Origin of the sequence: Metamycoplasma auris (genome assembly GCF_003253435.1) — a bacterium.
GTDB classification, from domain to species: domain Bacteria; phylum Bacillota_I; class Bacilli_A; order Mycoplasmatales; family Metamycoplasmataceae; genus Metamycoplasma; species Metamycoplasma auris.
Window position 1 is genome coordinate 1 of the sequence record NZ_QKUB01000004.1, and the last position, 26,588, is coordinate 26,588.

Annotated in this window: 28 protein-coding genes; 24 read left to right on the forward strand and 4 right to left on the reverse strand. The window is 26.8% G+C overall.

The genetic code is table 4. The features are described 5' to 3' along the window. On the reverse strand, window positions 1-292 hold a 292-nt coding region (locus BCF89_RS01790; RefSeq protein ID WP_146236472.1), incomplete at its 3' end, for an IS630 transposase-related protein. A 52-nt stretch (window positions 293-344) separates the two neighbouring features. On the opposite strand from BCF89_RS01790, the gene deoC reads away from it, so the two are divergent. From deoC to BCF89_RS08030, 18 genes are all read left to right on the forward strand, one after another. After that, on the forward strand, window positions 345-995 hold the full coding sequence (deoC, locus tag BCF89_RS01795) for a deoxyribose-phosphate aldolase (protein ID WP_241856554.1): 651 nt from the start codon (window positions 345-347) through the stop codon (window positions 993-995). Between the two features lie 88 nt (window positions 996-1,083). Beyond that, on the forward strand, window positions 1,084-1,710 hold the full coding sequence (gene upp / locus BCF89_RS01800; RefSeq protein WP_111518472.1) for a uracil phosphoribosyltransferase: 627 nt from the start codon (window positions 1,084-1,086) through the stop codon (window positions 1,708-1,710). Window positions 1,711-1,816: 106 nt separating this feature from the next. Continuing rightward, window positions 1,817-2,773, forward strand: a complete 957-nt coding sequence (locus tag BCF89_RS08015) for a Cof-type HAD-IIB family hydrolase (RefSeq protein WP_111518474.1) — start codon at window positions 1,817-1,819, stop codon at window positions 2,771-2,773. After that, entirely contained in the window at window positions 2,763-3,476 is a 714-nt protein-coding gene (locus BCF89_RS01810) for a ribonuclease HIII (protein WP_241856559.1), read from the forward strand. Before BCF89_RS08015 ends, BCF89_RS01810 begins: the two co-directional genes overlap by 11 nt. A gap of 180 nt (window positions 3,477-3,656) precedes the next feature. Then, on the forward strand, window positions 3,657-4,085 hold the full coding sequence (gene rpsF / locus BCF89_RS01815; RefSeq protein ID WP_111518476.1) for a 30S ribosomal protein S6: 429 nt from the start codon (window positions 3,657-3,659) through the stop codon (window positions 4,083-4,085). 32 nt (window positions 4,086-4,117) lie between these two features. Then, entirely contained in the window at window positions 4,118-4,591 is a 474-nt protein-coding gene (locus BCF89_RS01820) for a single-stranded DNA-binding protein (RefSeq protein ID WP_111518478.1), read from the forward strand. 14 nt (window positions 4,592-4,605) lie between these two features. Next, the gene (gene rpsR, locus BCF89_RS01825) at window positions 4,606-4,926 is read left to right on the forward strand and encodes a 30S ribosomal protein S18 (RefSeq protein ID WP_111518480.1); all 321 of its coding nucleotides are present in this window, start codon (window positions 4,606-4,608) and stop codon (window positions 4,924-4,926) included. A 175-nt stretch (window positions 4,927-5,101) separates the two neighbouring features. Then, window positions 5,102-6,313: a replication-associated recombination protein A gene (locus tag BCF89_RS08020; protein WP_111518482.1), complete on the forward strand. Its 1,212-nt coding sequence runs from the start codon at window positions 5,102-5,104 to the stop codon at window positions 6,311-6,313. Between the two features lie 6 nt (window positions 6,314-6,319). Further along, window positions 6,320-7,258, forward strand: coding sequence for a phenylalanine--tRNA ligase subunit alpha (pheS, locus tag BCF89_RS01835; protein ID WP_111518484.1), 939 nt, complete (start codon window positions 6,320-6,322; stop codon window positions 7,256-7,258). 9 nt (window positions 7,259-7,267) lie between these two features. After that, entirely contained in the window at window positions 7,268-9,439 is a 2,172-nt protein-coding gene (locus BCF89_RS01840) for a phenylalanine--tRNA ligase subunit beta (RefSeq protein WP_111518486.1), read from the forward strand. A 102-nt stretch (window positions 9,440-9,541) separates the two neighbouring features. After that, a complete protein-coding gene (gene recA, locus BCF89_RS01845) occupies window positions 9,542-10,540 on the forward strand; it encodes a recombinase RecA (RefSeq protein ID WP_111518488.1) in 999 nt (332 codons plus the stop codon). Window positions 10,541-10,637: 97 nt separating this feature from the next. Further along, window positions 10,638-11,441, forward strand: coding sequence for a TIGR00282 family metallophosphoesterase (locus tag BCF89_RS01850; RefSeq protein WP_111518490.1), 804 nt, complete (start codon window positions 10,638-10,640; stop codon window positions 11,439-11,441). Window positions 11,442-11,443: 2 nt separating this feature from the next. Further along, the gene (locus BCF89_RS08025; RefSeq protein WP_111518492.1) at window positions 11,444-11,875 is read left to right on the forward strand and encodes a transcription antitermination protein NusB; all 432 of its coding nucleotides are present in this window, start codon (window positions 11,444-11,446) and stop codon (window positions 11,873-11,875) included. Between the two features lie 3 nt (window positions 11,876-11,878). After that, complete coding sequence (locus BCF89_RS01860) at window positions 11,879-12,616, forward strand: TlyA family RNA methyltransferase (protein WP_111518494.1); 738 nt, start codon at window positions 11,879-11,881, stop codon at window positions 12,614-12,616. 3 nt (window positions 12,617-12,619) lie between these two features. Next, on the forward strand, window positions 12,620-13,795 hold the full coding sequence (locus BCF89_RS01865; RefSeq protein ID WP_211305411.1) for an aminotransferase class V-fold PLP-dependent enzyme: 1,176 nt from the start codon (window positions 12,620-12,622) through the stop codon (window positions 13,793-13,795). Next, entirely contained in the window at window positions 13,782-14,204 is a 423-nt protein-coding gene (locus BCF89_RS01870; RefSeq protein ID WP_111518496.1) for an iron-sulfur cluster assembly scaffold protein, read from the forward strand. The genes BCF89_RS01865 and BCF89_RS01870 overlap by 14 nt, the downstream gene beginning before the upstream one ends. Then, a complete protein-coding gene (locus BCF89_RS01875) occupies window positions 14,197-15,450 on the forward strand; it encodes a Y-family DNA polymerase (protein WP_111518498.1) in 1,254 nt (417 codons plus the stop codon). The genes BCF89_RS01870 and BCF89_RS01875 overlap by 8 nt, the downstream gene beginning before the upstream one ends. Next, entirely contained in the window at window positions 15,441-16,544 is a 1,104-nt protein-coding gene (locus BCF89_RS08030; RefSeq protein ID WP_111518500.1) for a nicotinate-nucleotide adenylyltransferase, read from the forward strand. Before BCF89_RS01875 ends, BCF89_RS08030 begins: the two co-directional genes overlap by 10 nt. Before the next feature lie 16 nt (window positions 16,545-16,560). Here the strand turns inward: BCF89_RS08030 and BCF89_RS01885 are convergent, their stop codons facing one another. From BCF89_RS01885 to BCF89_RS08035, 3 genes are all read right to left on the reverse strand, one after another. After that, on the reverse strand, window positions 16,561-16,974 hold the full coding sequence (locus BCF89_RS01885) for a hypothetical protein (RefSeq protein ID WP_111518502.1): 414 nt from the start codon (window positions 16,972-16,974) through the stop codon (window positions 16,561-16,563). Between the two features lie 118 nt (window positions 16,975-17,092). Continuing rightward, window positions 17,093-17,827 carry an SDR family oxidoreductase gene (locus tag BCF89_RS01890; protein WP_111518504.1) on the reverse strand — a complete coding sequence of 245 codons (735 nt, stop codon included), beginning with the start codon at window positions 17,825-17,827 and terminating at the stop codon, window positions 17,093-17,095. A 182-nt stretch (window positions 17,828-18,009) separates the two neighbouring features. Beyond that, window positions 18,010-18,360 carry a hypothetical protein gene (locus BCF89_RS08035; protein WP_111518506.1) on the reverse strand — a complete coding sequence of 117 codons (351 nt, stop codon included), beginning with the start codon at window positions 18,358-18,360 and terminating at the stop codon, window positions 18,010-18,012. A 359-nt stretch (window positions 18,361-18,719) separates the two neighbouring features. On the opposite strand from BCF89_RS08035, the gene dnaK reads away from it, so the two are divergent. The 6 genes from dnaK to BCF89_RS08050 all read left to right on the forward strand — a co-directional run bounded on the left by dnaK (window position 18,720) and on the right by BCF89_RS08050 (window position 26,585). Continuing rightward, window positions 18,720-20,510: a molecular chaperone DnaK gene (gene dnaK / locus BCF89_RS01900; RefSeq protein ID WP_111518508.1), complete on the forward strand. Its 1,791-nt coding sequence runs from the start codon at window positions 18,720-18,722 to the stop codon at window positions 20,508-20,510. 208 nt (window positions 20,511-20,718) lie between these two features. Next, on the forward strand, window positions 20,719-22,542 hold the full coding sequence (locus tag BCF89_RS08040; RefSeq protein WP_111518510.1) for an ABC transporter permease: 1,824 nt from the start codon (window positions 20,719-20,721) through the stop codon (window positions 22,540-22,542). Next, complete coding sequence (locus tag BCF89_RS01910; RefSeq protein ID WP_111518512.1) at window positions 22,542-23,252, forward strand: ABC transporter ATP-binding protein; 711 nt, start codon at window positions 22,542-22,544, stop codon at window positions 23,250-23,252. The genes BCF89_RS08040 and BCF89_RS01910 overlap by 1 nt, the downstream gene beginning before the upstream one ends. Continuing rightward, a complete protein-coding gene (locus BCF89_RS08045; RefSeq protein WP_111518514.1) occupies window positions 23,224-24,768 on the forward strand; it encodes an aromatic motif membrane protein in 1,545 nt (514 codons plus the stop codon). The genes BCF89_RS01910 and BCF89_RS08045 overlap by 29 nt, the downstream gene beginning before the upstream one ends. Then, window positions 24,758-25,669, forward strand: coding sequence for an aromatic motif membrane protein (locus BCF89_RS01920; protein WP_111518516.1), 912 nt, complete (start codon window positions 24,758-24,760; stop codon window positions 25,667-25,669). Before BCF89_RS08045 ends, BCF89_RS01920 begins: the two co-directional genes overlap by 11 nt. Further along, window positions 25,644-26,585: an aromatic motif membrane protein gene (locus tag BCF89_RS08050; RefSeq protein ID WP_111518518.1), complete on the forward strand. Its 942-nt coding sequence runs from the start codon at window positions 25,644-25,646 to the stop codon at window positions 26,583-26,585. Before BCF89_RS01920 ends, BCF89_RS08050 begins: the two co-directional genes overlap by 26 nt. The last annotated feature ends 3 nt before the right edge of the window (window positions 26,586-26,588 follow it).

Below are 26,588 nucleotides of genomic sequence, written 5' to 3' on the forward strand. Positions count from 1 at the left end.
CTCAGGCATATATGATTGATAATTCTTTAAGGCCAAAATGTTTGGCTACTTCTAAATATGTAAGTCCACTTTTTTGTTTATATTCGATAACTTTGAGTTTAAATTGTAAACTATACGAAGAATTATTTTTTCTGGTTTTTAATCCAGTTAATCCAAATCTTTTATATTTAATTATCCAACCATTTACTGTGTTTATATTAATCTTGTATTTCTTGGAAACTTCCGTTAAAGAAGACCCTAATAAGTAATCAAAAATAATTTCTTTCTTTAATTCATATGTATATTTTTGCATGAAAAAATCCTCCACTTTTTTGTCCGGTTTTTGGGGGACTGTGCAAAATAAAATGATTGACCACACTTTTTTAGGTCAAGCAGGAACAACAAAGGATATTGACAAATTGATTGGTGAAGCATTAAAATATGATTTTAAATCAGTATGTATTGCTCCATCATATGTTAAATATGCTAAAGAACAATTAAAAGACTCTAGTGTTTTAATTTGTACTGTTATTGGTTTCCCACTTGGATATAATGTTACAAGTGTTAAGGTATTTGAAACAAAAATAGCTTTGGAACACGGAGCTGATGAAATTGATATGGTTATGAATGTTGGTCGTTTTAAGGACAAACAATATGAATATGTTTTGAATGAAATTAAAGCGATTAAAGAAGTTTGTGGAAACAAGGTTCTTAAAGTTATTATTGAAACAGCATTATTAACCAAAGAAGAAATTGCAAAGGCAACCGAATTAGTATTACAATCTGGTGCAGATTTTATTAAAACATCAACTGGTTTCTCATTCCGTGGTGCATCATTTGAAGATGTTGAAATTATGAAGGAAGTTGCAAAGGATAACTTGTTAATTAAGGCATCTGGTGGAATTAAATCGAAAGAAGATGCATTAAAGATGGTTGAACTTGGAGCAAACCGTTTAGGAACATCTAAGTCAGTTGTAATTATGGAAGGAAAAGTTGATAATAGTTCAAACTATTAAGACTTTCTATAGATTAAATAAACTCAATGAAATTTAAAATTAATATTTAAAACAATAAAAACAATAAATAAAAAGTAGTAACAAAATTATGGTAAAAATATTTTCACATCCTCTTATTGATGCTAAGTTAACAAAATTAAGAGATAAAAATACAAGTAATAATGAATTTAGGCAGAATCTAGATGAGATTACTTCGTTAATGGTTTATGAAATGCTAAGAGATTATAAAACAAAACCATTAGTTGTTGAGACTCCTATAGGACATATTTTTAATGGACAACAACTTGATAAAGAAATTGTAATAATTCCAATTCTACGTGCTGGACTTGGAATGGTAAATGGAATTTTAAATCTAATTCCACAAGCTCGTGTTGGTCACATTGGGATGTATCGTGATGAAGAAACAAAAAAAGTATCTGAATATTTCTACAAGATTCCTGAAGTCTCAAAAGATAGCTACATAATTGTTGTCGACCCTATGTTGGCAACTGGAAGTTCGGCATTTCATACTATAAAAAAACTTAGAAATAATGGTTTTTCCAACATTAAATTATTATGTCTTTTAGGTGTAGATAAAGGAATTAATAGAATTAATAAGGAATTTCCTGAAGTAGATATTTTCTTAGCAACAAAAGATGAAGAATTAAATGATGATGATTATATTGTTCCAGGATTAGGAGATGCTGGAGACCGTATTTTTGGAACCAAAAAATAAAAAAAGAGGCAATAGTCTCTTTTTGTCGTTTAAATAGGAAATATAGGAAATTTACTAATTAAGAAAATTAGTATTAATAAAGTTAAATATTTGAAAGGATATTAGAATGGCTTTTAATAAAGTCTCAAATCAAAGAAGATTCTTATTTGCTCTTGATTTAGATGGTACTCTTCTAGCTGATTCAGGTGCTGGAACTGTACACCCAAAGACAGAAGAAGCAATTAAGAGAGCTGTTAAGGAAGGACACATTGTATCTATTATTACAGGTAGACCATGAAGATCGACAATGCCGGTTTATGAAAAATTAGGTCTAAATGCAATTGTAGGAAACTATAATGGTGCTCATATTCATAACCCAGCTGATCCGTTCTTTATTCCAACAATTACATATCTAGATTTAAATGAAGTTTTATATATTTTGGGAGACCCAAAAGTAAAAAATGAAATTTCAAATTATGCAATTGAAGGACCAGATTGAGTACAATTAATGCATCGTGATCCACATCTTGAAAAAGTATTTGGATTTAATCAAGCAACTAAATTTAAAGAATCAATTAATTTAGAAAAATTACCACTAAAACCAACTGGAATTGTTTTTGATTGTCAACCAACAACAAATGTCTTAGACCTATTAACATATCTAAAAAGAAGATACGGTGACCTAGGAGAATTTTCATCTTGATCAAAAGGTGAAGGTTTAAGTCCAGTGTTTGATATTACTTCAATTGGTGTTGACAAAGGTAAAGTTATTTCACTAATGATGAGATATTACAACATTGACATTGACGACACAATTGTAATGGGTGATTCATATAACGATTTAAGTATGTATGATATAGGGAATGTTGGTGTTGCACCAGCTAACGCTGAACAAGCAATCAAAGCTGTTTCAACAGTTGTTATGAAACAAACAAACAAAGAAGGGGCAGTTGGTTACTTTATAGATGAATTTTTGGATAATCCAAATAAATACATTGAAATGGCTAAAGAAAGAAGAATTAAGTCAAATCAAAATCTAAAAACAGTTAGTGCTGATAATTTCTATAGTAAAGATGAAAAATAAAATGAATGATTTTGAATTAGAATACATTGGGGTTGATGAAACAGGAGTAGGAGATTATTTTAGTCCTATCATTTCGGTTGCGTGTTTTATTCCTAAAGAAAATATAAAAAGAATAAAAGAACTAGGAATTAAGGATAGTAAAAAACTAAGTGATTCCAAAATAATTGATTTGATTGAAATAATCATTGAAAATAAACTTGCGATTTTTAAAGATACAACTTTGTATCAAAAGAATTATAATGATCTAACTAAATTAGGAATTAACAATAACGCAATAAAGACCTTAATCCATTTTAATTCAATAATAAGATTGCGAAAGACTCTAAATAGAAATTTAAGAATAGTAATTGATCAATATGCAACAGAAGTAAATTTGCAGAAACATCTTGTGAAGTTAAAGGAAAAGAAATTAATTAGTAGTAATTTAGAACTAAATAATTTTAAGCTCATCTTAGAAGTGCAAGCTGAAGAAAAATATTTGAGTGTTGCATGTGCATCAATGATGGCTAGATATATCCTGCTAAAAAAAATGCGCGAACAAAAAAAAGAATACCAAGACTTCCCCTTTATTTTAGGAGCAAGTAATTTGGTTATAGATTTAGGCATCAAATTTATTAAAAAATTTAGTGAGTCAGAATTATATAATGTTGCAAAAATATCATTCAAAACAACGAAGAAAATTATTGAAAAATTAGAAATTTAGTTATTTTTAAAAAAATAGTTAATAATTTGGTAATTACATATTTAACTAAGATATATAAATATATAAGTTAGTATATAATTATTAAGTTAAAATAGAGTAAAAGCTATTTAATTTAACAAAAAAAGGGTGAGACTCCTTGGCCAAAAAGGTCCAAAAGTCCAAAAGGAGAAAAAAACTATAATGTCAAAATATGAAATTATGATTTTAGTTAACCCTACATCTAAAGAAGAAAGTGTTAAGGAATTGTTATTTTCAGTTCTGGATGAAAAAAGCACAAAATTCGAAAGATTAGAGAGAACTGAATTAGCATATCCAATTAAAAAATTAACACATGCAACTTATTACCTTGTACACACAAGAACTAATCCTGAATTAGTTAAAGAATTAACTAGAAAATTTAATATTGATAAATCAATCTTAAGAAGTCTAGTAATTAATTTAGATTCAGAAAAAGGTTTAAGACCAAAAAGACAAAAAAGATTTGTAAGAAGAAATTTTGATAATAAAAGAACTTTTGAAAGACAAGATAATAGACAATCAACACAAACAACAGACGAAAAGAAACAAGAACAACCAACATCAGTTAAAAACGAATCAACTGAAGCGTAGTTAAGTTTTAGTTTTTCTTAAAGGAGATACTTATGAATAAAGTTATTTTGGTAGGTAGATTAGCATCTAAACCATTCAAAGGCATTACAGCATCCAATATTGAATATTCAAGATTCACTGTTGCCATAAGAAGAGAATATGCTCTACCTAATAGTGAACCAGTTTCTGACTTTGTTCCATGTGTAGCATGAAGATCAAATGCGACATTCATTAATAAATTCTTAGATAAAGGATCACTTATTTTAGTCGAAGGAAGTTTTCAATCTTCAAGATTGACTGACCAAAATGGTCAACCAATCAATTCATATGTGGTAAATGCAGATCGAATTCAACCTCTTGAAACAAAAGAAGTTAGAGATTTAAGAAGAAAAAATAGTGAATTTGAAAAAGAATTTAGTATTTCTGACGAAGAAAAAAAACAAACTACTCAAAGTACATCAAAAATTGTCGATGAATCAAAAGATGATTCAGATATCAATTATGATGGTTTAACCTGAGATCTTTAAAATAGGAGAAAAAAATGGCTAGAATTGTTCGTAAAAAACTATTTGTTCGTAAACGTCCATGTCAATTTTGTTTAAATAAATCTCCTGTTGTTTATGTTGACTATAAGAATGAAGAATTATTATCAAAATTAGTAAATCAACAAGGTAAAATCATTTCATCAAGAATTACTGGAACTTGTGCAAAGCATCAAAGAGCAGTTGCACTAGCAATTAAAAGAGCTAGAACTGTAGCAATCTTACCTTACATTGGTTCAGTAAAAAAAGAATTCGTTAAAAAAGATGTAGCAACAACTAAAGAAATAAAACCTGCAGTTGAAACATCAAGCGAAAAATAATAATAGAATTTAAACTAAAATTAAAGCCTTTTTGAAATTGGCTTTAATTTTTTTTTGTCTTATTTTAGTGTCCTTTTTTTAGTCATCTATTATTAAAATATTTATTTATAAAATAAATAATTTTGTTTATTCTTCTATAAAAAACTTACAGTATTTTTTAGATATAATTAAATACATGAATATAAACTTGGCAAGTCAAATGCGACCTGATAACTTAGATGATTTTATATGTTCAGACGCCAAAAGAAAGCTCTTTAAATCAATTATTAAAAATCGTGATTTTTCTTCGTTTATTTTTTATGGCAAACCTGGTGTTGGAAAAAGTACAATTGCAAATATCTTAGCAAATTCAATGAATGTGAATTACGACTTATTTAATGCAGCAATTGATAAAAAAGAAGAACTATTAGTCAAAATTAAAAATAATGACATCATAATTATTGATGAGATTCATCGCTTAAATAAGGATAAGCAAGATATTTTACTTCCATATTTGGAAGATGGATTGATTACCATATATGCAACCACGACAGAAAATCCATACTTTAAATTAAACCCAGCACTTCGCTCAAGGGCACATATTATTGAATTAGAAGTACCTGGAAAAAATGAAATTAAAAAGAAGTTACTTAATATTGCTAATGTATTAAAGATTAATTGATTGTTTGATGAAAAAATTCAAGAATTTATTGCTACTCAGTCAAACGGTGATTTTCGAGTAGCTATCAATATTGTTGAATTAATCAATAAATTAAGTGATGAATCTGAAGTTAATCTTGAACATATTAAAGAAATAATTCCAAGCATTAATTTCTTTTCTGATAAAGATGGTGATTCACATTATGATTTACTTAGTGCATTTCATAAATCACTTCGTGGTTCAGACCCAAATGCAGCATTATATTGGGGACTTTTAATTTTAAAAACCGGCAATGTTGATGATTTGTTTCGTCGAATGCTATGCGCGGCATACGAAGATGTTGGATTAGCTAATCCAATGTGTGGACTTCAAACACAAATGGCAATTCAATCATTTGAAAGACTAGGACTTCCTGAAGGATACTTACCAATAGGATTTGCAATTCTAAACATTGCATTGAGTCCAAAATCCAATTCAGCATATTTGGCAATCAATAACATTAGACAAATAATTGATAATAATTACATATATGAACCTCCCTTATATCTAAAGGATGCTCATTATGAATCAGCTAAAAAATTAGGTCGTGGTATTGGTTATAAATATCCACATGATTATATAGACCACTGAGTTTCACAAGATTATTTGCCTAACGAATTAATTAAACTTAAAGCATATTCATTCCAAGATCAAGGATGAGAGAAAAAAATAAAAGAATATTGAAATAAAATCAAAAATAAGGAGTAGTAAGGAATGTTTGACTTAGATAAAATTAATTCTTTGGAAGATTTAAAGTTAGCAAAAAATCAATTCAATAATTCAGATGAATTAAATAATTTGATTGAACAATTAAAGAGTGCTTCTAAGGAAGATAAGGCAAAGATAGGTAAAAAAATTCAAGAATTAAAAAATGCAGCAGAGATGTTTTTTAATGAAGCCAAACAAAAACTTAATGATCTAGAAATATCTAAAAAATTAAGCAATGAATTTGTTGACTATGCAACTCCAGTTTCTTTTGATGGAATCATTCACCCAGTTAATTTAGTTTCAATGCGTTTTAGAGAATGATTACTTATGAATGGGTATATTGAATTAAGCTACTCAGAAATAGAAAACGATAAGTATAATTTTGAAAATCTTAATATTCCTTCTACTCACCCTGCAAGAGAAATGCAAGATTCTTTGTATCTAAATAATTTTGAATTATTAAGAACACATAACACAGGCATTAGTGCAAGAGCATTAGAAAAATATGCAAATCAAGAATTTTCTCAATTTGCTATTGGAAGAGTGTATCGAAATGATGAAGAAGATAGAACACATACTCATCAATTTACACAACTAGATTTAGTTAACGTTGGAAATGTTTCATTTTCTTCATTGATTTATACATTGCAAGAAATGCTTTCATATGTTTTTGAGCAAGAAATAAAAATAAGATTGCGTCCTTCATATTTTCCATTCACTGAACCCAGTGTTGAAGTAGATATATTCTATAAAGATAAATGGATTGAAGTTTTAGGGGCAGGAATGTTAAATGAAAAAGTTTTAAGAGCTGCTTGATATACAAATTCAATGACAGGTTTTGCTGCTGGAATTGGAATTGAACGAATAGCAATGATTAAATATGGAATTGATGACATTCGTGAATTATATACAAATGACATAAGATTTCTAAAGCAATTTAAATAAGGAGTAAATATGATATTTTCCTATAAAAATTTATGTAGATTAGCAAATTTAAAAAATGTTACGATTGAACAAGTAGTTGAGGGAATTAATTCAATCGGTTTTGAAGTTGAGGAATATCATAAATTTGCTGATGTTGAAGGAATACAGTTATGTCATGTATTAAAAGTTTATAAAAATCCAGCTGCTGATCGTTTAAGTGTTTGTGAAGTTGAATATGCTGATGGGCATAAAGCAATTATTCAAACAACAGCAACAAATATGAAAGAAGATCAGTATGTTATGTCATTTGTGCCAGGGTCAAGAAGCAAAAATTTAATTTTTGCACCAAGAAAAATGCAAGGAATTGTTTCGGAGGGAATGTTTGTTGGACTTAGTGAAATTGGTTTTGATGAAGAAGTTATTCCTGAAACTCTAAAAAATCAAATTTTTCAACTTGACAAGATTGATTTAAGTATTGATCCAATTGAATATTTTGATTTAGATGATTGAATAATTGACGTATCAATTCTTTCAAATCGCGCGGATGCTCAGTCATATTTAGTAATGGCTAAAGAATTGAGTGCATATTTCAATACTGAAATCAAATGACCAAAAAAGCCAAACCATAATCTTATTTCTAATTTTATTGTAGGCAATCTTAAACATACGAATGCATTTAGTCTAATTGAAGCTTCGAATTTCAATTTAAATTGCTCATTAAATGAAAAAATGCTACTATGAAAACATGGAATCAAGTCATTTAATAATGCAGTTGATTTAACTAATTTAGTATTACTATATTGTGGTGTTCCATGTCATATATATAATAAAGATGACTTAGAATCAAATGATTTTAGCGTTGGTTATTATTCAGGAAAATTAAATATCTTAGGTAATAAGGAAGTTGATTTAAAAAGTGGATTGTGTGTGTTTAATGGATCTAATCCAATTTCAATTGCAGCAACAATTGGACTTGAATCATATCAATATAATAACCTTAGCCAAAAAGTGATCTTTGAGTTAGCTTCATTCAATACTAATGACATTAGAAAGAATTCAAAGCAAATTAAACTAGCAACAGCTTCATCACAAAGAGCAAGCAAAGACATTTCCAATGAATTGCTTATTTTAGCTTATAACTTTTTAAGTAGTTATTTAACTGATTTTTCAATGCAAATAAATGCACCAAGGGTACATAAGAAATCAATTTTGCTAGACAAAAGTTATATTAATAGGATGGCTGGTTTTAATATTTGTAAAACAAAGAAGTTTGATGAAGTAATAGCTAAATTAGAAAAACTAGACTTTAAATTTAAGTCCGATTTTTCAGCTGTAACATTTCCAAATTATCGTTACGATCTAGATACAATTCAAGACTTTGTTGAAGAAGTATTTAGATTCTATGGTTATGATAATTTCCCTAAAAAACAACCTAAAATAACAAGGTTAAATTATGAAAAATCCAATACCTTTGATTATATACAAACACTTGTTCAAAAAAATTACACAAATGTAATTACATATACATTAATAAAACCAGAGAACAACATTTTTAATCCATTTGACATTAAAGAAACCTTAAATGCAATTGATGCAAAAAACTATGATCACTCTCAAATTAGATTTTCAATGATCGATAGTTTAAATCAAATATTGTTACATAATAGTAAACAAGGATTTGAAAAGGGATCTTATTTTGACATTGGCATGGTTGGAAGAGAGACAAATGTTTTAGGATTAATTTCAAATAATAAGGAATTTAATGAGATTAAAGAAGATCTTATTTCACTAACAAATAGAAAGTTAACTTTTAAGTCAACTAATAAAGACATTTTTAATCCAAATGTTGCCACTGAAATTTTTCTAGATGATGAACTAGTTGGATATATTGCAAAAATTCATCCTAAATTTAACATGGAAGATGCTTTCTTTGCTGAATTGAAACTAAACATGCTATCGAATAAGAAAATTGAATATAAAAACTATAAGCATGATCCGATTAAAACTAGAGATATTACAGTTTCATTATCGAAGTATGAATCCGTTCAAGATATAGTAAATAAGATTGAATCAATAAAAGGAATACATTCCTACCAAATTATTGATATTTATTCGAAAGATGATAACATAAAAAATGTTACTTTCTCATTCAAAGTTGAGGATTGAGCAATTAAAAAACTTGAAGAAACATTTAGAGTTTAAAAAAAGGTAAATGTTTCTTTTTTCTTACTTTTTTCGCTAGTTTTTCCCAAGTTGTAAATTTTTGTTTATATATAGATAAAAATATAGATTGGAGGCAAAAAAATGAATGATAACAAGGAAAAAAAACAAATTGATATTGGTTTAATTCTAAAAGAGATTGAAAAGGAATTTGGCAAAGAATCAATTATGCTATTAGGAGAAGAACCTAGTATAATTCCTGATACCTTTAGTTCAGGGTCACTTTGTATTGATAATATCTTAGGAATTGGTGGATGGCCCAAAGGAAGAATTATTGAAATTTTTGGACCTGAAAGTAGTGGAAAAACAACATTAGCATTACATGCAATTGCTGAAATACAAAAAACTGGAGGAATTGCAGCTTTCATTGATGCTGAGCATTCAATCGATCCAATCTATGCAAGAAATTTAGGTGTTGATATTAAAAATTTAATTTTAGCACAACCTAGTTCAGGAGAAGAAGCACTCGAGATTGTAGACCGACTAGTAAAAACAGGAGCAATTGATTTAATTGTGGTTGATTCAGTTGCGGCATTAGTGCCTGAAGTTGAACTAAATGGGGAAATGCGAGATCAAACTATTGGGGCGCAAGCAAGACTTATGTCTAAAGCACTTCGAAAGATTACAGGGACGTTATCAAAAAATAAGACGGCTATTATTTTCTTAAATCAAATAAGAGAAAAAATTGGTGTTTTATTTGGTAATCCTGAAACAACAACCGGAGGTAAGGCGCTTAAGTTTTATTCTTCGATTAGATTAGAAGTTAGAAAAGTTCAAAATATAACGAACAATGGAGATATAACAGGTAATCAAATAAAATGCAAGGTTGTAAAAAATAAGTTAGCTCCGCCATATAAGAGTACACAAATTGAAATTATATTTTCAAAAGGTATTTCAAAAGTTTCCGAAGTAATTCAACTAGCTGAAGCATATCAAATTATCAATCGAAGAGGGTCTTGATATAGTTATAATGGTGAAAATATTGCACAAGGACAACTAAATTTATCATTATTATTACAAACTAATAAGAACTTATATGATGAAATTTATAACTTAGTTATTGGCAAATTAAGTAATGATTAAGCATCTTATTTATATTTAAAACTTAATTTATTCTGCATGATTTTTTAATAAAATAAGTTAGTTTATAAAGGTAGTAAATTATATATAATTTAGTACTATGAAAAAGGAAAATTTGAATGTTTTATTTCTTGGCGATATTTTTGGCAAACCAGGCATAGATTTTGTAAAAAAACATCTTAGAAATTTAATTGATGATAATGATGTCGACTTTGTTGTTGCCCAGGCTGAAAATGTATCGGGAAGAAAAGGTTTTGTTCCTGATGATTACTACGAATTGAAGGCATCGGGGATTGATGCCTTCACACTTGGGAATCATGTTTGGGCAAAAAAAGAAATCATGGAGATCATTAATAACAATGACCTTATACGTCCAATCAATATTGATGATGGATATGAGGGACAAGGGATTAGATTCTTTGATGTTAAGGGTAATAAAGTTGCAATTATGTCATTTATGGGAATTACATTCAATCCATTGTTAGAACCGTGAAAACAACAAGCAGCTAATAATTTTTTCGATAAATTCGATGAGGTTTATAATCCTAACTTAGCAGATTATTGAATAATTGATTTTCATGCTGAAACTACTTCAGAAAAGTCAGTTTTTTCACTTTATGTTGATGGTAAAGTGGATGCAATTTTTGGCACACATACACATGTGCAAACTAATGATGCAAGACTTTTACCTAATGGTACATATTGTGTAACTGATGTTGGAATGTGTGGACCAAGAGATTGTGCAATCGGTTCAAATTTTGAAGAAGTGTATCAAAAAATGCGATATGATGCAAGAGTGCCATTTAAGGTATCAACTAATAAATGTGAACTTAATGCAGTATTGTTTAAATTAACTAAGAACAAAAATGATAAGAAAATAAAATTAATTAATATTTGGGAGTAACAATGGAGACTAAAAAGGATATTCAAACTAAGAGTAATTTTTTAGTTAAAAAATACCATTTTCGAAAAAATATTATTAATTATATTTATCAGTTTGAACTTTTTGAAACTAATCTAAGTACTGCGGAGATAATAAATAATAAATTAAATATAGTAAATGAAGATGAATTAAAGACACTTGAATTAATTGAAAGTAAATATGAAACACTTAAGAGTATTGCAAGAAAGTTTTTATTAAATTCATGAGAGTGAAGACGTATTAGTCCACTAGCTAGAGCAATTATTATTTTTGGTATTTATGAATTAAGTTATAACGAACCAAAGGTTGTAATCAATGAGATGATTAATATTTCAAAATTATTATCACCTAATGATGATTATAAGTTTATAAATGGTATTTTAGATAAAGTATCTAAACAAATAATTAATAGATAAGATATGAAATTTAGTTTAAAAGAATTAATTAAAAAACAATATGACATTGACGATAAGACTATAGAATCTTTGGCAATGCAAGGTCGTATTTATGTTAATAATGAAAAAGTATTTTTAGCAACGACAAGATATGATGAATCAGTTAACATAAAAGTTCAATATCAAAAAGAAAAATACGTCTCAAGAGGCGCTTATAAATTAAAAGAAGCAATTGAAAAATTTCAAATAAGTCCCAAAGATCTAGTTTGCCTGGATATTGGTTCCTCAACTGGAGGGTTTGTTCAGATTCTTTTGGAAAATGAAGCAAAAAAAGTTTATGCATTAGATTCAGGTACAAATCAATTAGATTATTCATTACGCACAAATAAAAAAGTTGTTGTGTATGAAAAGACAAATTTAAAAAATATAACAAGTAATTTATTTAGTGAGGATATTGAATTAGTTACATGTGATGTTTCTTTTATAAGTCTTAAGCATGTTTTTGAAGTATGTAACAAAACTTTTAATAATAATACTAAATTAATTGTCTTAATAAAACCACAATTTGAAGCAAGTAAAAAATATGTCGAACCTGGTGGATATGTTGATGAAAAATATCATCCATATTTAAAAAATAAAATTATTGAAATTGCAAAACTAAATAATTTTGTACTACAAAAAGAAATTATAAGAAGTCCAATTTTGGGTGATAAGTCAAAGAATATTGAATATTTAGCATATTTTAAGAAGGAGAAAAAATAGATAATGTTTGAATTAGATATGAAGAAATTATTCCCAATGTTTAAAAATAATTCAAATATTGTTTATTTAGACAATGCTGCCTTAACATTTAAACCACAGGTTGTAATTAATAAAGGCACTGAGTTTTATGAAAAATATTCAATTTCAACAAGGACATCTGATTCAAAATTAGGTATTAAGATTAGTTCAATGATCAATGAAGTAAGAAAAAAAGTTGCGAAATTAATTAATTCAAAATCAAATGAGGTTATTTTTAGTCAGGGTACCACTGATGGACTCAATCAAATTGCAATGATGCTATCAAAAATTATTGATCAAGGAACAATATTATTAAGTTATTTCAATCACTCATCCGCAATTGTTCCATTTCTTGAAAATTTTAAGAACAAGAATATTGAGATTAAATATTTTGAAACTGAGAAAGATATACTTAACTCAATAGATGCAAATACTAAAATTGTTGTGATTCCACAAAAAACTAATAACTTTCAAGTTGACTATAATTTGATTGAAATCTATAGAAAATGTAAAGAATATAAAGCAATCTTAATTAATGATGCAGCGCAAGCAATTGTGCATGAACAAGTGAATTTTAACTATTGTGATGTTTTAGTATTCTCAGCTAATAAATTATATGGGCCCACAGGCATAGGAGTTTTGGCTATCAAGGAAGATTTACTAAAAAAACTTTCTCCAATAAAATTTGGAGGTGGTCAGGTACAAGATATCTATGAAAATTTTGATTGAAATCTTAGAAAATTAGGAACTAAATGAGAACCTGGAACACCAAATTTTGCTGGAATTGTTCAATTAGGAGAAGCAGTTTCTTTCTTTAGTTCATTTAAAATTGAAGAAATTATAGCGTATGAAAAAGAACTTGCAAATTATGCATATGATAAACTTTTAAAAATAAATAATGTTGAAATTGCATCAAAAAGAGGCGATGAAATAATTTTATTTAATTTTAAAAATATTCCATCGCAAGATGTAGCATCATATTTAGGAAATAGAGATATATATGTACGTTCTGGTTCATTTTGTTCTTATAAGTTTAAGGATATAGATAAATATACTAACTCTTATGTTAGAGTATCTTTAGCAATGTATAATACAAAAAAAGATATCGATATATTAGTTGACACCTTAAGAGATGGAGGCAATTTCATTGAAATTCTATAATAACCAAGAAAAGCAAAAAATAATTTTTGAGAATTATTCAAATCCTAAATATAAATTAGATAGGAAAGAAAATTCTGGTATATCTGAGCATTCTTCAATCTGTGTTGATGAAATTGAGTTGCATCTAACCTTTCAAAATAATATTTTAACTGATGCCAAATATTATGCAATTGGTTGTGCTATATTTCTTTCAAGTATTGAAATAATGATTAAAGAACTTATAAATAAGAGTAAAAATGAAATAAATTTAATACTAGATAATTATTTTAAATTAATCAATAAGGCTGACCATAACAAAGATATTGAATTAGGTGAATTGTGTGTTTTTGAAAATGTTAAGGTTCATCTAAATCGTTTAGAATGTGCATCGATAGTTTATCGTGCATTTAAAAAAGGATTAAATGGGTAGAATTATTTTTCACATTGATATGGATTCATTTTTTGTAAGCTGTGAGCGTTCAAAAAATGAGACATTAAATAACAAACCAGTAATTATTGCCTCAAATTCAAAGCGGGCAATTGTTACTGCTATGTCATATGAAGTAAAAAATCAAGGTTTCAAGGTTGGTGACCCATTTTATCTTGTAAAAGATAAGATAAAAAATCTAATTATTATTGAACCACATTATGAGTTATATTCATTAGTATCAAAGAAGATATTTCAATTCATTGAAGAATTTTTTAGTTCAAAGATAGAAATATACTCAATTGATGAATGCTATATTGATGTTACTGATGAAGTTAAAAAATTTCATTCGCCACATACGATGGCAAAAGAAATTCAGACAAAAATTCTTGAGGTTTTTAAAATTCCATGCTCAATTGGAATTTCTTATACAAAATTCCTAGCAAAAATGTCAACTAATAAGATAAAACCATTTGGAATTCTTGAAACTACTAAAAAGGATATAAAACAAAACTTCTATAATCTTCCAGTTAACAAAATTTTTGGGGTTGGTAAAGGAATAGCTCCTAAATTACAAAAAAATAATATAAATACTTATGAAGATTTGATTAATTGTGAAAATGATATTTTATTAAAAAATATATTTGGAAAAAATTACTACCTTTTTATTAATGATTTAAAAGGTGAAAATAGCAAACAACATATATTATCCACTGATGTAAAAAGTATTAGTAACTCAAAAACCTTTATGAATGAAGATTATGATAATTTAAATATATTACTCAATGAATTAAAAATAATTACCTTAAATATTTCCGAAAGGGCCAAAGACCTAAATTTAGAAGGTAAAGAAATTTCAATTTCAATAAGAAATCAGGATCGAATTTGAATTCATAGAAATAAAAAAATGCCAAGTTTAACTAATGATTTTAATATTCTATGAAAATATATATCCAATTTATTTATCAATTTATGAGATGATAATAAAGTGAGAGGTCTTGGTGTCACACTTAGTTCATTAGTTTCAATCTTCGATGATAGTAATTCATTAAACTTATTTGATGTTGAATCTAAAAATTTAGTCGAAAGAATAATTTCAGAGAATAATTTTGCAATAGGAAAAAATACCCTTAAAACTCTTGATCAATATAAAAAAGAAATTAACAAAAATTCAGAAAATATAAGATTTTTACGAAAAAATACAAAATCTTATAACAAAAAAATAAATTTGGAGGATGAATGAGAATAGGAATTTATGGCGGCAGTTTCAATCCAATTCATAAAGGACATATTGAAGTTGCCAAATTTGCAATATCAAATCTAAAACTTGATAAGTTATTTTTTGTTCCTTCAAATAAGAATCCACTAAAGAATGCAAGCGAGTATGTTGATTCCAAACATAGAATTAAAATGATTGAATTTGTATTAGAAGATAAGATGTTTATTTCGCAATTTGAAACAAATAGAAAAGGCAATTCTTACTCGATAGATACAATAAATTATTTTCGAAGCAAGTTTCCTGATGATGAGGTATATTTTTTAATTGGAACTGATAATATTAATACATTAAATAAATGAAAAAATATTAATGACATTGCTAAGAAAGTTCAATTAGTAGCTTTTAATCGGGGCAATAAATATTCAAAAATAAACATTAAAAAATATAATGTTAAGTTATTAGAAAATCCAGTATGAAATTATTCATCAACTGAATACAAAAAGGGTAATTTTTGAATGGTTGAGAATGTAGTTCAGGAATATATTGGACAGAATTTCTTATATTTTAATGATCTTGCAAAAAATATGCTATTTGATCCTAAAAACAAGGATAAACAATTTCGTTATTTTCATCTTACTTGGACAGCAGAATTCGCGGTTAATCTAGCAAAAAAATTAGATTATAAAATAAAAAATGCTTATCAGGCTGGAATGGCACATGATATAACTAAATTTTGAGATATCGAAAAGTCATATGAATTTTTAAAGAAATATGGTTACGATAAGAGTAATCTAGAAGTATATAAATTGCATCAAACCACAGCTTATTACTGACTTCGTGATGAATATAAATATAATAACGAAGAAGTACTAAATGCGATTAAAAAGCACACCTCCTTAGACATGGAATTAAGTGTGCTTGATAAGATATTGTATGTAGCAGACAAAATTAGTAAAGGCAGACGCTGAGAGGGCATTGAGAAAATAAGAAAATTAAGTTTTGAAAATTTTGATTTCGCATTTTCATATTTAGTTAAAAGATGCGCTGAATATGAAAGTGAAGTAAGAGGCCATGTTTTTAGCGAACAGCAAAAAAATATATATAAAAAATGAGGTAATTTTTAACCTCAATTTTTTTATTCTAGGTTTGTGAAAGATCTGTTTGCATTGTGTTATCAGACTTGGAATTTTCTATTTTATATTTTTTAAGTCCTGATAGTGATAAGGCAGCAGCAATTATTGTACATGGGAATACAAAGAAACCAACAATGTACAATATTATAGCTATTGTTAAGTCACGTTTACTTGCATAAATTGTTCCAAAGATTTCAAATATGAAACCTGTAATTAATAAAGCCAAATAACTTAGTGAAACCAATATTAATATTGTAACCATGACTGTCGATCGATGTGAAGGACTTGCGCTATCTGGTGACAATAAACTAAATGGAAAAATAAGCAAAAATAGTAGAACAAAACTAAATGGTTGTATAGACGATAGAACAATGTTAGCAATATGAATCTTTTTTTCCTTATTATATTCTTTTTCTTGCAATTTATTTATTCCTAATTATAAATGATAAATTATGTATGAATGAAGTGGGTTGAATAACTAAAATATAATTCATACATATATTTATTTTATTGCATTGCTTATTAATTTTTAAAAATTGTTAAACGTCAGTTTCATTAGTATGAGATAACATTATTTCCTTGATTGAAATTTCTTGCGGTAGTGAATAAACATAAAATGCTGTTTCAGCAATTGTTATTGGTTTTAGTCCACCATTAATTTCATCTCTTCATTTCTTATAATCGTCGTATATTTCTTTATTTTTTGTATTTTCTAGGAGATTGGTATCAACTATTGCTGGTTCAATAAGGCAAAATCTTATTTTTGTGCTAGCTAATTCTCTTCTTATTTGTTCAGTCACAGCATTGACGGCAAATTTTGTTGAATTATAAACTGCGTGATTTGAATAAGTGTATCTACCTGCGACACTTGAAATATTAATTATTGTTCCCCAATTTCGTTCAACCATACTATGCAATACTGCATCCATGCCATTGATTACACCTTTAATATTTGTATCTAACATATCATATTTTTCATTTAAATCCTGGCGATCATATCTTTCTAGATACATCACACCTGCATTATTAATAAGTAAATCTACAGGCCCGAATTTATCCTCAGCTTCAATAATACTTATTTTAAGTGCTTGATAGTCTTTTACATCAACTTTATTAACGATAAGGTTATTTGATTGTATTTCTTTAATTACGTCAATTTCTTTATCAATAGCTAAAATTAAAAACCCTTTTTCTAGAAATAAATTAACGCAAGCAAGTCCAATCCCAGAATTTGCTCCAGTAATTACTACTAAGGATTTATTTTTATTTTTCATAATTCCTCACATATATTTTTAATTCAAAATTAAACAATAAATATTTTTAGTATCTTTTAAGTATATAAGAAAAAATGAATCTATTAAACTTAATCTTACTAACTAAAAAAATAAAAAATGCTTAAGTGTGTTAAGAAATCCTTAAGCATTTTTTTATAAAAAATTTTATTTGGTATGTTTATTTACATTTTTGGTGAATGTGCCGCTGCAACTACTGAGGCAATTAGAGCAAATGGTGTTAGGACAAAACCAATTATGTATAGAATTCCACCTCAGATTGAACCTTGGATAAAGGCCTTAATTGTTGCAATGATTTGTACAATAAACATTGATAAGCTTAGTAAAGCTAAAACAACTCAGAAAGCAATCGCTGTAGCACTTACTAAATTTGTTGTCTTAGCAGCTTCTGGTGCCTTTTGATTTACATTAACTAGAAAACCTAGTGTTGCTAATGTTACAAATATTCAAATCACTGTTAATGAGAATAATACAACATAAGCAATATAGTGACCTGTGTGTTTTTTATTTCCCATAATTTTTCCTAAATTAAGATTAATTATTTTAATTTATTTAGATTTTAACAACATTAATTATAAATATTAAGACCTAAAATTCGTTATTTTTATTCAGATTTAAAGAATATGCTAACAATTTCTAGTACTTTGATAACTAGCAATTATCATATGATTACCATAAAGAATTAATATTAAATATCCTTAATATATATAACTAAGCAAAATAAAAACATAAAAAAATTAACAAATAAAAAAATTGGCACTCTTTTTTTGAAAGTGCTAAAAAGTATGATAAAATAATCTTGGAAATTATATTGGATAACTTCTAAATATATTTTTTTCTAGATATATTAAACAAGGAGATTAAGAGATTAAATATGGCAAAAGAAATTATTTTAGGTATTGACTTAGGTACAACTAACTCAGTTGTTTCGATTATTGAGAATAATAACCCAAAAGTTTTAGAAAATCCTAACGGAAAACGTACAACTCCATCTGTTGTAGCTTTTAAAAATAATGAAACAATTATTGGAGAAAATGCAAAAAGACAACTAGAAACTAATCCAGATAGTATTGCCTCAGTTAAAAGATTAATGGGTAGTGCTTCGACAATCAAAGCAAATCAAAAAGAATATAAACCCGAAGAAATTAGTGCAATGATTCTATCTTATATGAAAGATTATGCTGAAAAAAAGATTGGAAGTCCAGTTAAAAAAGCAGTTATTACTGTGCCAGCTTATTTTGACAATGCACAACGTGAAGCAACAAAGAACGCTGGTATTATTGCTGGACTTGATGTAGTAAGAATCATTAACGAACCAACTGCAGCTGCCTTAGCATTTGGACTTGATAAATCAAAAGATGAAAATCACCGTATTTTAGTATTTGACTTAGGTGGTGGTACATTTGATGTTTCAATTCTTGAAATGGAAAATGGAACATTCGAAGTTCTATCTACTTCAGGAGATAACCATTTAGGTGGTGACGATTGAGATAATAAGATAGTTGAATGATTAATTAAAGAAATTACTGCCAAATATGATTACAATCCAAAAAATGATAAAATGGCAATGGCTAGATTAAAGGAAGAAGCTGAAAGAGCAAAAATTGCTTTATCCGAATCAATGGTTGCAAATATTTCCCTTCCTTTTTTAGCTATGAATGCAAATGGCCCAATCAATGTTGAACTTGAACTAAAGCGATCAGAATTTGAAGCAATGACTTCTGATTTACTTGAAAGAACAAAGAAACCATTAATTGATGCTTTAGAACAAGCTAAACTAAGTTGAAATGATGTTACTGAAGTGTTATTAGTTGGTGGTTCAACAAGAATGCCTATTGTTCAAGAATTAGTTGCAAAAATAACAGGTAAAAAACCAAATAAATCAATTAATCCTGATGAAGTAGTTAGTGTTGGTGCTGCAATTCAGGGAGCTATTTTAGCTGGTGATATTCAAGATGTCTTATTATTAGATGTTACTCCATTAACTTTGGGAATTGTCGTTGAAGGTGATATCGTTGCTCCTCTTATCCCAAGAAATACAACAATTCCAGTCACAAGAAGTCAAATTTTTTCAACTGCAGCTGATAATCAAACATCAGTTTCGATTGTTGTAACTCAAGGTGAAAGACAAATGGCTCATGACAATAAATTCTTAGGAAGATTTGATTTAAGTGGTATTGCGCCAGCACCAAGAGGAGTGCCTCAAATTGAAGTAAGTTTCTCAATTGACGTAAATGGAATTACAAAAGTAACAGCTAAAGATAAAAATACTAACCAAGAACAAAGTATTACTATACAAAATACATCTGCTTTATCAAAAGAAGATGTTGAAAAAATGGTTCAGGAAGCTGAATTAAATAGAGAAGCTGACAAGAAAAAACGTCACGAAGTTGAATTAACAGTTAGAGCTGAACAAATTGTTCATCAAATTGATAAATCAATTGAATCTGAGGAAGCTAAAAAATTAGATCCATCACAACTAACTGAAATTAAGAAAGAAAAAGAAGAAATTCAAAAACTAATTGTTGATAAAAATTTTGATGAATTAGAAAAGAAAATTAATGAATTTGAACAAAAACTAGCACAAGCAATGGAATTTATCAAAAATCAACAACCTCAAGAAAATAAAAATGATTCAGATTCAAAAGATAATGAAACAAACTAATTAAATAAAAAACTCAATAAAAAAATAGGGATGTACACTTTTACATCTTCTATTTTTTTTACTAAATGTTTGCTATTTTTATTTTCTACATACTTAAATTTTAGAACTAAAAAAACTAATAAAAATTAGTAAAAAATTACATAAAAAATAAAACTATAATTATAAAAAAAATGCTACAATTTTTGTATTAGAAAGGTTATTAAGACATATGAAAGTATCAGTATTTAAATATTCTAGATTCACTTTTAATACAAATCTTAAACGAAAAAACTCAATCATTCTGCCTTCAATTGTATTGATCGCGTCATTGATTATTGGATTTGTTTTTAAATTTGTAGTACCTGAAGCATATAAAGAACTTTCATCTTTTTTATATATTTTAGGTTTGAGCACAACGACAGTTATTTTTGCTTCAATTAAATCTTTAAATATTTTTAAAGATATGGAAAAAGAAGGTATCGAACTCCTTGGTATCTCTAAACCAATTTCAAGAAAAAATCTTGTTTTAGGTAAACTACTGACTCTATTCTTTTATGGTTTAATTTGGTCAGGAATTCTATTTATTAGTTCATTAATTTCATTATATGGTATTTATTCAATTGCAAATTTGTTCAAGTATTCATCTCTTTTTCTATTTGTAGGACTTAATTTGTATATGTTAATTGGGTTGATTGTTGCATTAATAGGTTATAAATTAAATCAAAAGATTGCAATGACAATACCACTTGTTTTATTTATTCCTCTTGCTTTGGGTGGATCATTGATTTCAGCAAACTCAACAAGCAATATCAATAATGCAGCATATTTTATTAATGAAGAAAGAAAAAATCATCTTTCTGGTAATATGAGTAATACTGAATTATTCTATTTGAATAACAATCAAGATGAATTATTTATTATTCCAAATGGTTCTAATGCAAAACAATTTAGTGAGGGACAAAATAAATACTTGCAAACAGTAATTAACATAGCAGATAAGTCATCAAAAGATTGACAAATTTACTCATGATTATCACTTCCTTATCAATTTGTTGACATTTTTAATGAAAAAAACAATAATGTTTTTGAATCAGTTTCAAAAAATAAATTTTCAAATCTTGATAAGTATATTTATTACAATAATCTAGATAATATAACTTATAACTATAAGTTATCTAACGAAGCATCATTAAAAAAATACCCTACAAGATTAGATAACAAAGTAATAAATACTTTTATAGTTCCGGGAATTTTAAAATCAAAATCAATAATTGACAATGTCATTGAAACTGATTTAATTTATGCAAGGGATGGAGCTGAAGACATTGATAAAGACTTTCCAGAAGATGAATATACATCAAATGCACCAGATATTGTGGGAAAAATCAAATGAGATTATGTATATGAGTTATTAAGATCAAATATATTTAATGCCATAGTTAAGACATTTGTTAAAGAAGAAATAAACAAAGAAATCAGTAACAAAAACTTAAAAGATTTAAATGCAATCAATGGATTACTATTAAATAAAATATCAGGATATCTAAATAATAAGAACAATGAAATTGCAAAAATTATTGATAGCTCAATTACTGTTTTTAATCCCGATGCAGTTAAAGACAAAAAAATAGCAACTGAAACTGAGAGAAAAATCTACTTTGCAATTGGAATTTTATATTACATATATTTCAATTATCAAAATACAATTCTATTTGATGCAATGATTAAGGATCCAAAACATTCTACTTTTGGAAATAATCAAGTAACTCTAAAACTTGATGGTTATGATTATAAAATTGGTGGATATAGTTCTTATGATACTGATATAAATGTTAGACCAAAGAGTGATACTAATTCAAGACCGAAGGTTATAAAAAGATATAAGTTAAACGGAAGTAATACTAACTTTTTATTCCAAAACTCTGAAGTTAAGTCTATTAAAAGAGATAAATTAATTGTTAATAAGAATATTTATTTTGTTATCTGATTAGCAATTATTGGAGTCTTATTTGCTTTGGTTTTCAAATTGTATACAAGAAAGGATTATAAGTAATGAATAAAATCTTAGAAGTAAACAATTTAAAGAAACTCTTTGGAAAGACAAATCGTGGCATTAATAGCATTAGTTTTAGTGTAACAGATGGAGATTTTCATGCCTTTATTGGTGAAAACGGAGCAGGAAAAACAACAACAATTAAAACAATCATTGGGGCTTATATAAATTATGAAGGTAATATTTTAATCAGTAATATTGATATTAAAAATGCTGAATCAAAGTCTATTATTGGTTATATTCCTGAAGTTGCAGACTTTCCAAAAGAATTAAGTGTGTATGAATATCTATATAATCTTGCTTTATTATCAAATATAAAGAAGAAAGAAATCAAAGAAAGAATTTATTATTATCTTAAATTATTCAATATCGAAAATTTAGTTAATGATAGGCCATATAACTTTTCATCTGGTCAAAAGAAAAAAATTCTATTAATTCAGGCTTTGATCCATCATCCGAAATTACTAATTTTGGATGAACCAGCAGCTAACTTAGATCCAACAGCGAGATATGAACTCTTTAGTTTGTTGAAGAAATTAAACAATGAAGAAAAAATTACTATCTTTATAAGTTCTCACGTCTTAGCTGAAATTGATAAATATGTTAATTCAGTTACACTTATTCATAATGGCAATATTTTATACAATGGTATTAAAAAACAATCACTAGAAGATTTATTCTATGAAAAAATCATTAAAAATAATAACTAGTCTTTCATTTGTATCATTGCCATTTATTACAATAAGTTGCTATAAAACAACTAATATCAATCATTCAAATCAACAAGAACAACCAAAGACCGAAGTTTCAATTGAAAATAATCCTGGAATTAATCAACTAATTAACTTTGTTTCTAATAATGACAAAGCAAAAAAAGATTTATACATATCAAATCAAAGAAATATTCCTCATTCAAAGATTCATGATCTTAAATTTGCTTTTACTTATGCTCCCTTATTTGTTTTCAATGATCCAATTGAAACAGGTGAATACAAAATTTTAATTCATGATTCAAATCAAACAATTAAGAATACCCTTTCTAGAGATTGACTTTGAAGTATGAATAACATTAATAAATTTAAATTTGTATATCATCCATATGGCGATTCATTGCACGAAAAAAATGATAAAAAGATTGATGAATATAAGCTTGTTAGAAATGAAAATGGGTCTTTAATTCAACAAATAAGAAATAAAGTCCCACAAATTCTTGAATTTGATATTCCAGATATGACATTAAGCAGTGCTTTTGACAAACAGATAGATGAATTAGTAAAAAAGAATGATTTTTCAAATATTAATAACATAATCAAACTTTTAAAGTGAGATAGTTCGGATGAAAAAACTATTAGAGTAACATGACGACCTGGAGTTAGCATAATTCAAAAGATTGCAAAACTAATTGATAGCATTGAAAAATTTGAATTAGATGAAAAAAAATACAACGAATGAAAAATCAAACCTGAAAATAAAAGCAAGCAAGATGAATTAAAACTTACTTCTAAGAATTTCAATGAATATATTGAAAAAATAAGTGAACTTCTAGAGGAAAAGTCAGAAGAAGTAACTAAAACATTAGAATCTTTGAAATCCTTAAAAAAGAAAAAGAATGACGATGATAATACATTTAAAGAAGCATTTAATAAAAAAATCGAAGAAGTTAAGTCTAAAATTGAATCAATTTATAAAGAAATAAATAACAAACTTGAAAACTTTCTAAGTTTTTCTAAATTAAAAGAAGAATTTATTTTTACTAAGGATGAAATAACAAAACAAATTAAGGACAATTTAGCAAAAATAAATTCTTATAAAAATAAAAAAGGGATCTATTTAGTATATGATCAAAACAAGGTTATAAGACTTTGAAAATATACAAAAAAAGAAGATGGCAAAGATAAAAATGTCATTGAAATGACACCCGATTTATTGATTTTTAAACATAAAGAAAATCTAAAAAACCAACTAAAAAGTTTAGAAGAAAAAATTGCAAAAGAAAGAGAAAATCATTTTGTAGAAGACTATTTAGGAATATTAAACAATGTTTTTAAAGAAATATCAAACAAAATAGATGACCAAATAATAATAAAAAATTTTAATGATCAAAACTATATGGCTTATAAGTCAAAAGATCAATATAATCAATTTCTTTTTGAAATCTTAACTAAGGAAAACAAAGAAAAAATAAAGATATTTAAATATGTAATGAGGCTGATCGATGAAGAATAAAAATAAATTAATTATTGTTAGTTCATTTATTAGTCTTCTTCCTAGTTCTTTTTTAGTTTCATGTATTACAACTAGATTACCAGATAATACTAATAAATTGATTGAAAATAAATTTAATATCTCTTCGAATACTGCAATTTTAGATGAAGTAAGAACTAAAAAATTTGTTGAGGATCTTATTAAAAAAACCTTCAAGACTAATGAAGTTAAAAAAGTAAGTTTTCTAAAAAGTCAAGAAGATTCAAAACATCTATTTAAAGAATTCAAAGAGCTTTCAAGAAAGTTCTTTGAGATGAAAAATAAGGGCGCTGAAGAAAAAAATAAAATAAAAAAGAAACTTCAGGATTTCTATTCAAAAAATTGGTTGTTTATCATAGAAAATCTTAAAGAATTTGTTTGAACTTATGATAGTTGATGAATGCTTCCAACTAAAGAAGCAAAAAATAATGAAAAGTATGCAACTCATAGTAAAGAATTCATTGAAAAAATAAAAGAATTGAATGATGAATATCAACCTAAAGAAAAAGCATTCCTAAATAATTATTTTAATCATTTTCAAGAAGGAGATGAATCAAGGGAATCAAGTCAAGCTGTTTTTTATCTATCAAAGTTTGATTTCTTAATGCGAATTTTTGTATCTAAAAATGAAAATGATACAAAATTTAGTTTTGATAAATTCATTTATTTTCCACCAAGAAATGAGCAAGCAGGCAAAAGAACACAAGAGGTCTCAATCAAAATTCTTTCAGATGCAATTCATCAAGGTGTTATTCACGGAGATAAGGCTGGATATGATAGTTTTGAGAATGTGTTAGTGAGAAATAATGGTTTTCCAGCACTTGGTTTTTTAATTGATAAGGAGGTTTGAAAAGAATATGAAAAAACTAAAAAAATGAAATAAAAAAATGTTAGTTTCATCAGCTCTTTTTGTTTCCTTACCTTTTGTTTTGCTTTCTTGTTCAATTTCTAAAAATAATGATGTAAAAAATATTAATAAAGAACTTAGTGAAACCTTAGATCAATCAAATGATAAGGATGAAAAAAAACTAAGTAAAAATAAAGAATGAGAAGCATTTCTAAAATATGAATACATTGATTTATTATTGAGATTAAATTATGATGATGAGAAGAAAAGAACTAATTATATAGAAGAACAAAAAAATCTTGATTCATCATATCTAAAAGAAATTAAGGAAGCTTTATACTATACAAATGCAGTTGCTTTATCACATAATGTTACTGAAAATGTAGTATATGATAATTTCTCTACAAAATTAGATGAGTTATTCTCTAAAAATTGACTTTGATTCCTATTCAATTTAGATCGTTTTACTTTTATAAACTATGAAGTATTTAATGGTTTTAAAGGCGAATTTGACCATTTAAATGAAGATGTTGAAAAAAGTGCATTAAAACTAGGTGCCTTTAATCGCCCAAAAACAAATCAGATTTATAGTTATGTCATTTGAAATTCTAAAGTTTTGAATAAAAATAATGAATGGGAAAGGGAAGTTTATTTCATTACAAAAGAAGGAATTATTCTAAAAGCAGATCTTGTTAAAAATAACAATGATAAAAAAGTAAAAACTACTATTTTTAGATATTCACATATATATTCAGATTTATTTAATAATGAAAGACGCATAAGAGATGAGTTTGATTTAGGTAGATATGTTGCTTCTATAAAAAAAGGTCTTGGCATTCTAAGTGAGGATGGAAATAAAAGAGAAGGAAGTGCTGAAAAAATTCTTTTTGATGAAGCATATGGTGGTGAACCTCTTCGTTATACAATTATTGATATTGATACAATAGAATAATAT